General features: G+C 36.2%; 13 protein-coding genes. 8 read left to right on the top strand and 5 right to left on the bottom strand.

Annotated features, from left to right (window positions below):
• Window positions 1-28 precede the first annotated feature (28 nt).
• From CQ022_RS15345 to CQ022_RS15320, 6 genes are all read left to right on the top strand, one after another.
• Window positions 29-433 (top strand): GxxExxY protein, encoded by a 405-nt coding sequence (locus CQ022_RS15345; protein WP_105683200.1) that lies wholly within the window; start codon window positions 29-31, stop codon window positions 431-433.
• 73 nt (window positions 434-506) lie between these two features.
• Window positions 507-914, top strand: a complete 408-nt coding sequence (locus tag CQ022_RS15340) for an RNase adapter RapZ (RefSeq protein ID WP_105683199.1) — start codon at window positions 507-509, stop codon at window positions 912-914.
• A 91-nt stretch (window positions 915-1005) separates the two neighbouring features.
• Window positions 1006-1719, top strand: coding sequence for an NDP-sugar synthase (locus CQ022_RS15335; protein ID WP_105683198.1), 714 nt, complete (start codon window positions 1006-1008; stop codon window positions 1717-1719).
• A gap of 8 nt (window positions 1720-1727) precedes the next feature.
• Window positions 1728-2480: a TIGR00730 family Rossman fold protein gene (locus CQ022_RS15330; protein ID WP_051934163.1), complete on the top strand. Its 753-nt coding sequence runs from the start codon at window positions 1728-1730 to the stop codon at window positions 2478-2480.
• Between the two features lie 58 nt (window positions 2481-2538).
• On the top strand, window positions 2539-3009 hold the full coding sequence (locus CQ022_RS15325) for a DUF6702 family protein (RefSeq protein ID WP_228377469.1): 471 nt from the start codon (window positions 2539-2541) through the stop codon (window positions 3007-3009).
• A 278-nt stretch (window positions 3010-3287) separates the two neighbouring features.
• A complete protein-coding gene (locus CQ022_RS15320) occupies window positions 3288-3839 on the top strand; it encodes an inclusion body family protein (protein ID WP_079240110.1) in 552 nt (183 codons plus the stop codon).
• Between the two features lie 43 nt (window positions 3840-3882).
• Here the strand turns inward: CQ022_RS15320 and CQ022_RS15315 are convergent, their stop codons facing one another.
• The 3 genes from CQ022_RS15315 to CQ022_RS15305 form a co-directional block, all read right to left on the bottom strand.
• The gene (locus CQ022_RS15315) at window positions 3883-4389 is read right to left on the bottom strand and encodes a hypothetical protein (RefSeq protein ID WP_105683197.1); all 507 of its coding nucleotides are present in this window, start codon (window positions 4387-4389) and stop codon (window positions 3883-3885) included.
• A gap of 147 nt (window positions 4390-4536) precedes the next feature.
• Complete coding sequence (locus CQ022_RS15310) at window positions 4537-5943, bottom strand: DUF5689 domain-containing protein (RefSeq protein ID WP_105683196.1); 1407 nt, start codon at window positions 5941-5943, stop codon at window positions 4537-4539.
• 26 nt (window positions 5944-5969) lie between these two features.
• Window positions 5970-8846 (bottom strand): carboxypeptidase-like regulatory domain-containing protein, encoded by a 2877-nt coding sequence (locus CQ022_RS15305; protein WP_105683195.1) that lies wholly within the window; start codon window positions 8844-8846, stop codon window positions 5970-5972.
• 247 nt (window positions 8847-9093) lie between these two features.
• On the opposite strand from CQ022_RS15305, the gene CQ022_RS15300 reads away from it, so the two are divergent.
• Window positions 9094-10284, top strand: coding sequence for an endonuclease (locus tag CQ022_RS15300; protein ID WP_105683194.1), 1191 nt, complete (start codon window positions 9094-9096; stop codon window positions 10282-10284).
• 51 nt (window positions 10285-10335) lie between these two features.
• A complete protein-coding gene (locus CQ022_RS15295; RefSeq protein ID WP_105683193.1) occupies window positions 10336-10755 on the top strand; it encodes a DUF6146 family protein in 420 nt (139 codons plus the stop codon).
• 71 nt (window positions 10756-10826) lie between these two features.
• Here CQ022_RS15295 and CQ022_RS15290 read toward each other — a convergent pair whose 3' ends face one another.
• Window positions 10827-11423, bottom strand: coding sequence for a superoxide dismutase (locus tag CQ022_RS15290; protein WP_034691558.1), 597 nt, complete (start codon window positions 11421-11423; stop codon window positions 10827-10829).
• Between the two features lie 195 nt (window positions 11424-11618).
• Window positions 11619-13448, bottom strand: coding sequence for a transcription termination factor Rho (rho, locus tag CQ022_RS15285; protein ID WP_105683192.1), 1830 nt, complete (start codon window positions 13446-13448; stop codon window positions 11619-11621).
• Window positions 13449-13558: the final 110 nt, after the last annotated feature.

Below are 13558 nucleotides of genomic sequence, written 5' to 3'. Positions count from 1 at the left end.
GCTTTAAGCCATTAAGAACATTAAGGTTATGACCAAAAAAGAAATTACTCAACTGTCATATGAAATTACTGGCTTTGCTATCAAAGTCCATAAGACACTTGGTCCTGGCCTACTTGAAAGTGTTTATGAAGAGTGTTTGAAAATTGAGCTTGTTAAAAATGGGTACGATGTTAAACAACAATTATATTTTCCCATCAATTATGACGGGATAGAAATCGAAACAAAACTTGTTGTAGATCTCCTAGTAAATGATGTAATTATTATAGAGTTAAAAGCTGTGGAAGACGTATTACCAATCCATGAAGCACAATTACTCACTTACATGAAAGTTCTTAAAAAGCCACAAGGTCTTCTTATTAATTTTTTCACTAACAATATTACAAAGTCAATGAAACCCTTTATTAATGAATTCTTCAAAGAGCTTCCTGACTAAATTTTGATTTATCAAAATCTTAACTTACCTTAAAAACTAAATAAGCCTTAATGGTTTAAAAAAGATAAAAAATATGCTACACATCGAGATACACAGTTTTTCTTACAAGAAAGGAGGAATTCCTAAAGACAATTCAGGAAATGGCGGAGGTTTCGCTTTTGACTGCCGTGGAATTTTAAATCCCGGAAGAATTGAAGAATATAAAATCCAGACCGGAAATGACATTGGAGTTCAGGAATATCTGGAAACGAAAACAGAAATGCCCAGGTTTTTAGAACTGATAAAATCTCTTGTTTCCATCAATATCGACGACTATCTTGCAAGAGGTTTTGAACACCTGCAGATCAATTTCGGGTGTACAGGCGGGCAGCACAGATCGGTATATTCTGCTATAAAAATTGCCGAATTTATCAAAGAAAAATATCCTGAAGGAACTCAGGTAACCCTTCATCATGACGAACAACCCCAACTGAATAAATAAATGATAAGCCATGATTGATAAATGATTTAATTGTCATTTATTAATTGTAAGGCTTTATCATTCATCCATTATCATTTATCAATTATAAAAAATGAAAGCTCTAATCTTCGCAGCTGGAAAAGGCACCAGACTTAAACCGTTTACAGATCACCATCCGAAAGCTTTGGCAAAAGTAAATGAAGTTCCGCTTCTGGAAAGAAATATCAGATACCTGAAAAGCTATGGAATCACTGATTTTGTGATTAATATTCATCATTTTGGAGATCAGATTGTTGACTTTTTAAATAAAAACAATAATTTCGGATGCAAGATTGAAATCTCTGATGAAACCAATGAACTTCTGGAAACAGGTGGCGGCTTGATTTTTGCAAGAAAATTTCTAGATCATGGAGAAGATTTTTTAATCATGAATGCTGATATTCTAACCGATCTGAACATCAATGCATTGGTAGAATACCACAAAAAGATAAAAGATTTTGCTACTTTAGCGGTTTCGGACAGAGAAAGTTCGAGAAAACTCCTTTTCAATGATGATATGGTTTTGAGAGGCTGGCTGAATGTACAAACCGGAGAACAGAGGCTGGCAGAATTCAATAAAGGTTTTAAGGCTCTTGCTTTCAGTGGAATTCATTGTATCAATCCTGTCATCTTTAAAAAAATAAAAAGAACAGGCAAATTTTCTGTTATGGAAGAATATCTTGACCTAATGCAGACCGAACATATACACGGTTTTGTACATGACAGTATTCTTATTGATGTTGGAAGACCGTCTTCCGTAATAGAGGCCGAGAAACATTTTAAATAAATTTTACAATGGAAATTGATGGAACTAGGGATGAAAGTTTAGTAAATCCAGAACTTGACATTAACGAAACAAAACTGCACAACAGTTTCAGACAAAAAACCTGGGACGAAACAATCACCAAAGACAGCTGGATGGTATTCAAGGTCATGGCTGAATTTGTTGACGGCTATGAAAAACTGGCTAAAATTGGTCCTTGTGTTTCTATATTTGGGTCTGCCCGACTGAAGCCGGAGAACAAATATTATGAAATGGCTGTAGACATTGCTGAAAAGATCACCAAACTAGGTTTCGGAATTATTACCGGAGGCGGCCCGGGGATCATGGAGGCAGGAAATAAAGGAGCTTTCAATGCGAAAGGAAAGTCTATCGGACTAAATATTGATCTTCCTTTTGAACAGCACTTTAATCCTTATATTAATAAATCCTATTCCATGAATTTTGATTACTTTTTCGTGAGAAAGGTAATGTTTGTAAAATACTCTCAAGGTTTCGTAGTAATGCCTGGAGGTTTCGGAACACTGGATGAGCTGACTGAAGCAATGACCCTGATTCAGACCAACAAAATTGGAAAATTTCCAATCGTTTTGGTAGGAAGTGAATTTTGGGGAGGATTACTGGATTGGTTTAAAGCAACCCTGTTAAAAGAAGGGATGATTGCTGAAGATGATCTTGATCTTTATCGTGTGGTAGACACTGCTGATGAGGCTGTAGCACATATAAAAGCCTTTTATGATAAATATTCTGTGAATGTAAATTTTTAATTGGCATATTATTTGTGACTTATAACGAACAAGTATGATTGTAAATCTATTAATTAAGATGAAAAAACTTTTATATATATCAGGAATTTTAACATTTTTTGTGTTAATGAGTTTTATGTATGTAGACTTTTTCTCTTCAATGACCAAAGTGGACTATATTGATGGAAGCAAGACATTGAAGTTTACCACAAAAATGAATACAAGCCATATCTCTGATGCGATTAAAATCAACCCAAATACGGCAGGATTTGAAGCAGAGGTAAAAAAATATGTGAACAATAATTTTGATGTATTTGTCAATGGAGCTCCTAAAACGATTACCTTCACAGGAAGTCAGGTCAGCGGAGAAACTGTATGGGTGTATTTTGAAACCGGAGGCGTTTCGGATATCAACACCTTAAAGATTAAAAATACGATCCTTTTGAGCGCTTTTCCTAAGCAGATCAATCTGGTGAACATTGCCTATAAAGGCAGCCAGAAAACAATGAACTTCCAAAGAGGAAAAGAAGTGAACGAGGTTTCGTTTTAAACGTGAATTAGATTTAACCATTATAAAATGGGTACCCTGAGAAGTTGAACTTTTCAGGGTATTTTTTTTGAGTTTTAAAAAATCACTAAAAAGAGATTAATTAAGTACAAATACCTAATCTGAAATTTCAGCATTTTTACTCTAATATTTTCATTTTCAGCAATGTACATTTGTATTGTAATTACAACCACCAAGGTGAAGCCGGAATCACATAAATAACGGGGCGAAATCTGAAAAGCCACATGAGTAAGAAAACACCAAACTAAAAACGAAATATCATGGACGATGTACAACAAAAATCATCCAGTCAGGAAATAGATGTCCTGATTGTAATAGACACGGATTATGTAAGAGCTACTTATCCAAACCCAAGTAAAGACCCTAATAATCCTACAGGAATTGATCATAACAGCCAGCATATGATTGTTTCCAATGCCAACGCAATTTCCGGACAAGGTTCTGCCGATCTGAATTTCAGCGCAAGAGCCGGAGATACAGTTTCCTTCAGAGGAACTTCAATCTATCAGAATTCTGACGATGCTGTTATCATCTACAATATTAAGTACTGGTCCGGAGATCAGGTTTTTAACAGCTTTATATACAATTCTGTTGAAAGAAGACAAGCTGCAGTACCTAATTTGAATTCTCAAAATGGTCTTCCTGCCGCTGCTGCTGATATTACTTTTGCCAGTATCGACTCTAAAGTGAAAGCTACAGGAAAAGAGAATTTCTATGTACAGTTTGGACTTTATATTTTAGATCCGAATGACAGTAACAAACAGATTCTGTTCGGTTACTTTTACTGGGATCCAACAATTACAGTTAAATAAAAGGAAATAAAAAAACCACTGCTGATGCGGTGGTTTTTGTTTTTTAAACGCCACCAAATCCGCTACTCCATAAAAGGGTTGCAAGATCCAGTTCACAGATAATAAAATCATCTTGATGATCTTTAAAACCTGGTTTATTTTTGAGTTCTTCAATAGCTTTCTCCACCTTTTCTAACGTTGAAAATACTCCGATATATCTTTCATCATCTAAAAAAGTATGGATTGTATAGGAATGGCTGACACTGAAAACAGCATTTAAACCTAATTCTTTGACTGAAATACAGTTCTCATCTATTTCATCACCTTTTTCAATATAGTCACGTCCTATTTCACCAATTACCTCCTCAAACCCATCATTCCAATGTATTTTATCTATAATATAGCAATCTGTAACAAAACAATCGGGATAATCTCTGAATCCAGCCATAAGAACGGCTTTTGCTTTTAACTTCTCCAAATCCTCAAGGCAATTTGAAAAGCCCAGAAATTTGGTATTTGTATGGGTTTCATCAGTGTAAGTATGATTTAATGCGTAAATGAAATATTCCATTTTTGAATATGGTTTCTGTTTTTAGAGATAAAAGTATTAAATTCTTAATTGATTTAATATCACTATTAAAATTAAAATAAAATCGGACAGCTTGAGAAGCCGCCCGATTTTTATAAAATGTATTAGAATATATTGTATCCTAATGTCTTACTCAATTTTAATGTTATCAATCTGAACATCATAGATTCCTCCATTTCCAGTTTTGATCGCAAACATATCTTTTCCGGCTGTAGTGTTAATATCCGTAATACCTGTAAGGGTAAGCTCTACTAATCTCCACTGTCCGCTTGTATTGATAGATCCTGTGTACGAGTTAGCACTTTCTACTCCTAAAGTAGCCCCCGTAGAGAATGTACCTAAGTTAAACACATAGAAACCTCCACCTGCTTTGTATACGTTGAAAGAAAGAGTTTTTCCTGTTGCAGTACCTTTGATATACATTGTAATTCTTTTTGGTACAGCTGGGATTCCCGTAGTAGCCACAGAGGTAAATACATAATCATTAGCTGTAGGAGTTCCTTTGATCTGAAGTGAATTTGTACCATTGTATCCCAGACCCACACCTTGTGTAGCGTAAGGCTTAAGACCGAAAGTATTTACACTTGATAAGAAAGTTGTCCAGTTTTCAAAGTCTGATCCTGCGAAAAGGTTTACAGCAGAAGCAGAAGGAGCATCTGGTTCACCTGGATTGAATCTGTCATTCGGGAAGTTTATATCATCAAGATTTCTGATATACGCCTGATCCGTGAAAACCGTTGCGTTACTTGAGCTTGTAAAACGGCTCAAAAGCAGGACGATTTCACCACTTTTTGCATATTTAGGAGAGATCGGAGATTTCGCAAAAGTTGCATAGTTACTGAAACGAAGATCTAATCTACCAGCTTTTTTATCAGTAATATAACGATCCCCTGTTCCTGATTCATCAGCAAAAGTTTTTGTCAATTCAGGCTCTTCGAACTGAACATTTTTAATTTTTACAAGCTGATTGATGTGAGCACCATTTTTAAGAGCATCAGCGATAGAATTAAACTCTAATGGCTTTATTGCAGTTACTACAGCCTTTTGTCCGTCACAAACTCTTGCAATATAATTTGAAACTTTATTAGGATTGATTCTACCGATAGGATAGTTAGGATCAAAAGAACCTACTTTAATGTTCCCGTTAATACCTTGAACAATCAATCCTTTCAGGTTAATTCTTACTAAAGATCCGGTAGGATAATCAAGATACTGATTTCCACCATCGATGTCAATTTCAATCCCTTGTGTCGGGTTTTCAGGCTTATCCTGAAGGAACATCATTTTATAGATATTTCCTGATTCATCACTTGAAGAAACATAGGCTTCAACGATGTAATCTTCTTTAATGATATCCGCTTCCGTTGGTTTTGCTTTTGCAATAGTAGCAAGATCAGTTAACGGGTGATTAGCTGCTGCAAATTTGTTAGTACATTTAATTTCCGGTAATTCATAATCATCAGTTTTTACACAAGACGAGAATGACAGTATTGAAATAGCACTAAAGATCGCCGCTTTAAAATATATATTTTTCATTGTTTTCGATTTTTAATTTTAGTTTTTTAGAATCTGAATTGAAGGTTAACAAAATAAGATCGCCCTTGATTATACCAATATTTTGGTGCGAAAACCATGTTTCCACTGTCATAATCTTTCGAATAATCAATATAGTTAACGTTTCTGGTCTGCTCAAATCCTCCAGTAATATAATTTCTGTTATTAAGGATGTTATTGACAGATGCAGACACCAATACATAATATTTACCAATCATCCAGGACTTCCCTGCGTTTACATTGAAGAAAAATGCTGAAGGAAGCTTTGTAGGCGTAAGAACTCTTGCAAGCTCTTCATCATTTACCTGGTCATAAGGAACTCCCGGTGTGCCAGGATTGGTATAGAATCTGTCTGTTCTGGTTACTGGAGACGGATCCAGGAATGAATGCCCGAAGTAGTTCCATGTTGCTCCCAGCCACCAGTATTTAGGACTGCTGTAACGAAGGCCTAGCGTATATGCCTCCTGAGGAGTACCACCTTGTTTGTAGTTTTTAAGTGTTGCTTCACCCATGTTGGTATAAGATCTTGACACGATATTTCCGTTTCCGTCAAGCTCTCTGAATGTTCCAACCGCATCAGATGCAAAATAAACAGTAGGATTATTGGTATACGTGTATTGTCCTAAACTTAATAATCCACTGGCAGTTAAAGTAGGAGTTACCTTCACCTGTGCGCCAAGTTCAATACCCATATTTCTCTTATTGGCTCCGGCTAATACCTGTGTAATGAAAGCACCATCCTGAATTGGAGCCTGATCACCGCTCTCAGTAAGGTTTGTCAGTTTAACACCCTGTGCGAAATATCGTTGTACACTTGTTTCGTTTTGAGTATTAACAAGGTAACCTGTCAGTCTAAGTTTAACAATCGGAGTAGAGATAACATAACTCAAATCGTTGGCATCAACAACAACATTCTTGATACCAGGAGTTGTTACACCACTTACTCTTGTATTAAAATAAATATCATTTAAGAAAGGAGACTGTGAAAAGTAAGCTCCGTTATAAACCAGGAAGTTTCTCCCGTTAATTTTATAAGTAACCTGACCTTTAACCCCTGCATTCCAGAAGTTTTGATCTGCTCCTTTTCCATAAGATGACTCATACAGATAATGCTGGAACAATCCTTCTCTGCTGTTTGTTGTATATCCGAATAATCCGGAAATAAAAACATCAAATTTTCCTGTTGAGAATTTGAAAGCTGGGTTTATTTTGAATTCCTGTCTTCTGAAAATATAACTGTACCCGATTTTATCACCTTCTCTTTTGGCAACATCGGTGTCACTTTCTCTTGTATTGAATTTACCCCAAACACTTCCTGCTGTGGTATTGGATGCAAAAGGATCCATATTCAGGGCAAAATCAGCACCTAAAAGGTCGTTTACTTCTCTGTACTGTTCAGATCTGTAGTTCTGGTACGATAAGTTTAAGATAAAACGGGAAGTATCGGTGAAGTTATACGTATAGTGAGTAGATACATTCCATACTTTATCATCTTTAACATCATCTACAAGATAATACGCTGCTCTTCTTCCGCCAAGTAACGCATTGTATTCTACGTTTCTGTTGGCATTATAAAGATTATCCCAGTTGATCTGTGTATGAGACTGATCATCATTCGTCCACCAGTCTCTTGTAATTCCGATGTTGGCACTCTGCTCCGGAGACGGATTTGTATAATTTAACCAATAACTTGGTAGATTACGATAATAGGTTGGAGACGGGTTATTCGCTCTGTACCAATCCAATCTCGAACTGTATTCTTTCCCAAACTGGTAAGAAACAGATGTCCATAGCTGAGAGTTTTTATTGATTTTCCAGAAATCCTGCAATTGGATCATTGGCTGGAAACCTCTTTTTACTCTTTCATTTCTTTTATCTCCGTTTTGCCATCCCCAGTAAGAGTTGTAATGAACTCCTCTGAAGTCATATACTTCCTGAGTACTTGGGCTTGAAGAACTTCTTGCATATTTAGAACCAATGGCATTTAAAGTCATGGTATGACTGTCACTGAATTTCTTCTCAATACCAATATATCCACTGTAAGCATCATAAGCGGTACCATCCTGAATCCCTTCCTGTGCCCATCTTCTTGCAATCATTCCTGTAAATGCCCATCCGTTCTTGTTCATTCCGGAAGAGAATCTGTAGGATAATCTGTTGGTATAGTTTCTGTTGGTTAGAGAGTACGTCAGCTGACTTCCTTTTCTGTACTCACTGGCTTTTGTATTCTTATAAAATACTCCGGTAGTTCCTCCGAAAGCATATTCTGACGGGGCATGGTTCACTGCAATTTCCGGGTAACGGGTAATTTCGTTCAATCCTCCCCAGGTACTGAAGTCTACATCTCCATTATCTGCTGCGGCCATAGAAATCCCGTTGATCATATTCTCCCCTGTTCTGCTATCAATTCCTCTTGGGCGGAACCAGTATGGTCCTAAATCGAAACTTGCAATTCTGTTGAAAACATCCTGAGAAGACTGTAGCAAACCTACAGTTGCGGTTTGCTGAGCACCACCGCCATCACTTTCTCCAGAATCTTCTACGATAGCCAATCCCTGATCTGCACCGTTCAATACAGAATAAAGAGTAATTACTCCAAGATCTTTTCTTTTCTCATCACTGGTTACATCAAATTCAAAAATTTTAGTTTCAAAATTGGGTTTTGTAACCATAATCTGATAATGTCCAGGCATCAAATCTTTAAATTGGAAATATCCGATTTTGTCTGCCTTTGCATCATTTCCTGCTCCTTTTAAATCTACACTTGCTTGCTCAACAGGTTTACCGTCTGCATCCTTAAGATACGCAAACACAGTTGTCTGCGCATAATAATATGAAGCAGGCAGCAAAGTAAATAAAGAGATCAATGATAATTTTTTAATCATGAGTATATTTATTTTTTAAATACTTTTCTTGTTAATTTTCAACAGTTTAAAAGTTGGGGGCACAAATTTAATCAAATTTTGTAATTCAGAACTTTTTTAACATTATTTTTTCATAACATTGCAATCTTTTAAGAATCATTATAAAAGAGAGGTTCGAATTACTGCTTTTAAATTTACAAATATTTAAAACGCAGTGAATTAAAAAAAAGTAAATTTGTAATTAACAGAATAATAAAACGCTAAAGAGATGAAGAGATTTTCGAGTCTGTTTGCCATTCTTATTTCGATCGTGGCATTCTCACAACAACAGGGAAAACTGAGAAAAGTAGCTACCGTAGGTTTTTTAAATGTAGAAAACCTTTGGGACACTATCCGTTCAGCAGATTATATTGACGGAACAAAAGACATAAAAAATCCTGCTTTCCACAGAAGTATCCCTATGGATTCTATCAAATTTCTGGAAGCTGAAAAATACGACGGACCATGGAGTGACGGAGCATTAAAAGGAAAAAAAGCCGTAAGAGAACAAAGTGGATCTGAGGAATTTACCCCAAAAAGTGCCAAGAACTACGGAACTAAAATTTACAAAGCGAAACTGGCTAATGAAGCTAAAGTAATTTCCGAAATGGGCGCACAGTATACCAAAACAGCTCCGGCAGTAGTTGGCTTAATCGAGGTTGAAAACAGACAGGTCATTCAGGATCTTGTGAACGAACCTGCTTTAAAGAAATATGACTACGGAATTATTCATTACAATTCTTATGACTACAGAGGGATTGACGTAGCGCTGATCTACCAGAAAAGAAGATTCACCCCTACCAATTCATTAAAAAAAGAACTGAAAATTTACGGTGACAACGGAAAAAGAGAATATACCAGAGACATCCTTGTCGTAACTGGGTTTTTAGATAATGAAAAAGTAGCATTTTTCATGAACCACTGGCCTTCCAGAAGAGGTGGTGAAGCGATTTCTTTACCTAAAAGAAATGCAGCCGCTGCATTGTTAAAACAACAGATGGACAGTGTAAGAGCTGCAGACCCAACCACAAAGCTTTTTGCGATGGGTGACTTTAACGATGATCCTGTAAGCCCAAGTTTAAAAAACCACCTGAAAGCCCAGGCAAGCCCTAAAGATTTAAGTGAAGAAACACCTTATCTAAATCTGATGTATCCTTTATATAAGAAAGGAGTGGCTTCTTTGGCTTATCAGGATGCTCCCAACCTGTTTGACCAGATCATCGTTTCTAAAAACGTAATTTCAGATCAGGTGACAAAAGAATATTCTGTTTATAAGGCAGAGATTTTTGCACCCGCTTATTTAGTCAATAAAGAAGGAAATTATAAAGGATATCCTTTCAGATCCTGGAATGGAGACCAGTTTACAGGAGGCTATAGTGACCACTTTCCGGCATTTGTAGTTCTTCAGAAAGAACCATAAAAAAGTTAGGCACTCTTATTGGAGTGCTTTTTTTATGTAAATACCTATATCATGAAAAATATTTTTTTATTAATAATGATTGCATGGATCCCTTTCAGCTGTTTTTCTCAGGAAACTCCTAAGAAAGATAAAGAGCAACATGAAATGAAGCCTTCTAAAAACGAAGACGGCGAATGGGATCTTACGGTCATTGATACTCAGTTTGATTATTTTCTGAACGCAGTGGCTAAACCCATCAGTCAGTATACAGAATCTTATCTCAAGACAAAAAATACATTTTTGGTCAACGAATGGAACGGCTATTATAATTCCGGCAGATATAGAGATATTATAGAATCCGGGATAGATTATGATCCTCAGGAAAAGTACGGGATCAAGTTTGAATATAAATTATACCAGGTTTTCGTGTATGTCAACTGGAAATACAAACTAAGATTGAACGGGCTAACCGGAAGTGACTCCATAAGGTAAGTATTACATAATTCCCAATAAAAAAGGTTCAGAGTAATTCTGAACCTTTTCATTTTTATAATAGCTGAAAATTATTTATTGAATAATTCCTCTACTTTATCCCAGTTTACTACATCGAAAAATGCAGAAACATAATCAGGTCTTCTGTTTTGGTAGTTTAAATAATAAGCGTGCTCCCAAACATCTAATCCTAAAACAGGTGTTCCTTTAACGTCTGCTACAGGCATTAATGGGTTATCCTGATTAGGTGTAGAAGAAACAGATACAGAACCGTCAGCATTTTTTACTAACCAAGCCCATCCTGAACCGAATCTTGTTTTAGCAGCATCAGAAAAATCAGTTTTGAATTTGTCAAGACCACCATAATTTTCAATAGCAGCTTTTACATTTCCTACTGGCTCCTTGCTTCCTCCTGGAGTTAAAATTTCCCAGAATAAAGAGTGGTTGAAGTGACCTCCACCGTTGTTTCTTACTGCTGGTTTGTCTGTTCCTGTCTGGCAGATTTCTTCAATCGTTTTTCCTGCTAGTTCAGTTCCTTCAATTGCTTTATTTAAATTGTCAATATATGCCTGGTGGTGTTTTGTATGGTGGATTTCCATAGTTCTTGCATCGATAGTTGGCTCTAATGCATCGTATGCATATCCTAGTTTTGGTAATTCAAATGACATAATCTTTATTTTTAATGTTATAATTCAAAATTAGCCAATATTTAAGGGATTATCAAGGATTGTGGATTACTTTAATAAATCTTTAACATTGATATATTGATTTAGAATGAATTAAGTTTTATTTTTTTATTAAATACTAACAAAAAGCACGAACCTAATGATCCGTGCTTTTTATTTAACAATATTAAATTAAATTTATTTATTCATTGACATCAGGAATTCTTCATTATTCAGAGTTCCTTTGATGTTCTTATTAACAAATTCCATAGCTTCTACAGGATTCATTTCAGAAAGATATTTTCTGAAGATCCACATTCTCTGAGAAGTCACTTCATCTAAAAGAAGATCATCTCTACGAGTACTGGAAGAAATTAAATCGATAGCCGGATAAATTCTTCTGTTAGCAATTTTTCTGTCTAACTGAAGCTCCATATTTCCTGTACCTTTAAATTCTTCAAAGATTACTTCATCCATTTTAGATCCTGTGTCAATCAATGCTGTTGCAATAATTGTTAAAGATCCTCCACCTTCAATTTTTCTTGCGGCTCCAAAGAATCTTTTTGGCTTGTGAAGCGCATTAGCGTCTACCCCACCAGAAAGAACTTTACCTGATGCCGGAGTAACCGTATTGTATGCTCTTGCCAGTCTTGTAATAGAGTCCAGCAAAATCACCACATCATGTCCACATTCTACCATTCTTTGTGCTTTTGCAAGAACAAGATTAGCTACCTTCACATGTTTTTCTGCCGCTTCATCAAATGTAGATGCAATTACTTCTGCATTTACACTTCTTTCCATATCTGTAACTTCTTCCGGACGTTCATCGATCAAAAGAACCATCATATATACCTCCGGGTGGTTGGCCGCAATAGAATTGGCGATATCTTTAAGCAACATTGTTTTACCTGTTTTAGGCTGTGCAACAATCATTGCTCTTTGTCCTTTTCCAATAGGGGCAAATAAATCTACAATTCTTGTCGAAATAGTGGAGTTACTTCCTGCCAAATTGAATTTTTCTTCCGGGAAAAGCGGAGTCAAATATTCAAAAGCTACACGGTCCTTGATAAATGCAAGGTCACGCCCGTTAACTTCTGTAGGTTTCAATAATGAAAAATATTTCTCTCCTTCTTTCGGAAGTCTTACAATTCCTTTAACTGTATCTCCGGTTTTCAACCCATAATTCCTGATCTGTGCTGTAGATACATACACGTCATCCGGAGAAGAGATATAGCTAAAATCTGAGGAACGTAAAAATCCGTAGTTATCGGGTAAGATTTCCAACACCCCTTCAATGCTTACCAATCCATCGAAATTAAATTCTTTTTTATGGTCGTGCTGCTCCTCTGCCTTTTCAGAATGTCTGTTTTGATTCTGATTTTGGTTTTGATGCTGATGTTGGTTCTGGTTTTGGTTTTTATGTTGGTTTCCACTGTTCTGTGGATGGTTATGTCCTTTTTGAGGTCTGTTAGCCTGTTGTTGAGGAGGATTGTTAGGCTTTTCTTCGGCCTGGGCAGGCTCTTGAGAATCTGTGTTTTTTGGAGCTTCTGGTTTTTCCTGAGATACTTCAGTATTACCTGTATTGGTAGAAACTCTTTTTCTTTTCTTTTTAGCTTGAGCGGTGGCTGATGTATCTTCTGTTACGATTGCAGTGGCTTCAGCTTTGGGCTCTTCCTGTTTTACTTCTTCAGCAGCAGGAACCTTTTCTTCTATTTTTTCCTCTTCTTTAGGTTCTACCGGAGCTTTTGTATTTGCTTTTGGCTTGGGGGCTGCCGGTTTTTTGGGGGCAGCTTTTCTTGCCGGGGCTTTAGCAGGTTTTTCTGCTGAGGCCTCTTCAGTATTTACACTGGTGGTTTCTGTGGCGTTGAAATAATCTTTTGCAACTTTAGGGTTAGAAGCCTGAAAGTCAAGAATAGCAAAGATCTTGTCATTTTCATTGCTGGTTCTTGCAACTTTAACGCCCAAATCTTTTAAGATTTTAGTCAGTTCCGTTACGGATTTTGACCTTAACGTTTCTATGTTAAACATATTTATGTAAAAATGTAATTAATTGTGAGTAAGAAAAGTAAGTCCGGTGACTTTGGTTTTCAAGTACATTGTATAATGCAAATCTACACTTATTTTTGAATTGTGCAAAA

The sequence above is a fragment of the Chryseobacterium culicis genome (genome assembly GCF_002979755.1).
Lineage (GTDB): Bacteria > Bacteroidota > Bacteroidia > Flavobacteriales > Weeksellaceae > Chryseobacterium > Chryseobacterium culicis_A.
Note: the sequence above shows the minus strand (reverse complement) of the source record. Positions and strands in the feature narration are given on the sequence as shown.

Excerpts from the sequence above, each read along its gene's own strand:
- CQ022_RS15345 (WP_105683200.1), top strand. The coding sequence starts at position 29 with ATGACCAAAAAAGAAATTACTCAACTGTCATATGAAATTACTGGCTTT.
- CQ022_RS15340 (WP_105683199.1), top strand. The coding sequence starts at position 507 with ATGCTACACATCGAGATACACAGTTTTTCTTACAAGAAAGGAGGAATT.
- CQ022_RS15335 (WP_105683198.1), top strand. The coding sequence starts at position 1,006 with ATGAAAGCTCTAATCTTCGCAGCTGGAAAAGGCACCAGACTTAAACCG.
- CQ022_RS15330 (WP_051934163.1), top strand. The coding sequence starts at position 1,728 with ATGGAAATTGATGGAACTAGGGATGAAAGTTTAGTAAATCCAGAACTT.
- CQ022_RS15325 (WP_228377469.1), top strand. The coding sequence starts at position 2,539 with ATGAAAAAACTTTTATATATATCAGGAATTTTAACATTTTTTGTGTTA.
- CQ022_RS15320 (WP_079240110.1), top strand. The coding sequence starts at position 3,288 with ATGGACGATGTACAACAAAAATCATCCAGTCAGGAAATAGATGTCCTG.
- CQ022_RS15315 (WP_105683197.1), bottom strand. The coding sequence starts at position 4,389 with ATGGAATATTTCATTTACGCATTAAATCATACTTACACTGATGAAACC.
- CQ022_RS15310 (WP_105683196.1), bottom strand. The coding sequence starts at position 5,943 with ATGAAAAATATATATTTTAAAGCGGCGATCTTTAGTGCTATTTCAATA.
- CQ022_RS15305 (WP_105683195.1), bottom strand. The coding sequence starts at position 8,846 with ATGATTAAAAAATTATCATTGATCTCTTTATTTACTTTGCTGCCTGCT.
- CQ022_RS15300 (WP_105683194.1), top strand. The coding sequence starts at position 9,094 with ATGAAGAGATTTTCGAGTCTGTTTGCCATTCTTATTTCGATCGTGGCA.
- CQ022_RS15295 (WP_105683193.1), top strand. The coding sequence starts at position 10,336 with ATGAAAAATATTTTTTTATTAATAATGATTGCATGGATCCCTTTCAGC.
- CQ022_RS15290 (WP_034691558.1), bottom strand. The coding sequence starts at position 11,423 with ATGTCATTTGAATTACCAAAACTAGGATATGCATACGATGCATTAGAG.
- rho (WP_105683192.1), bottom strand. The coding sequence starts at position 13,448 with ATGTTTAACATAGAAACGTTAAGGTCAAAATCCGTAACGGAACTGACT.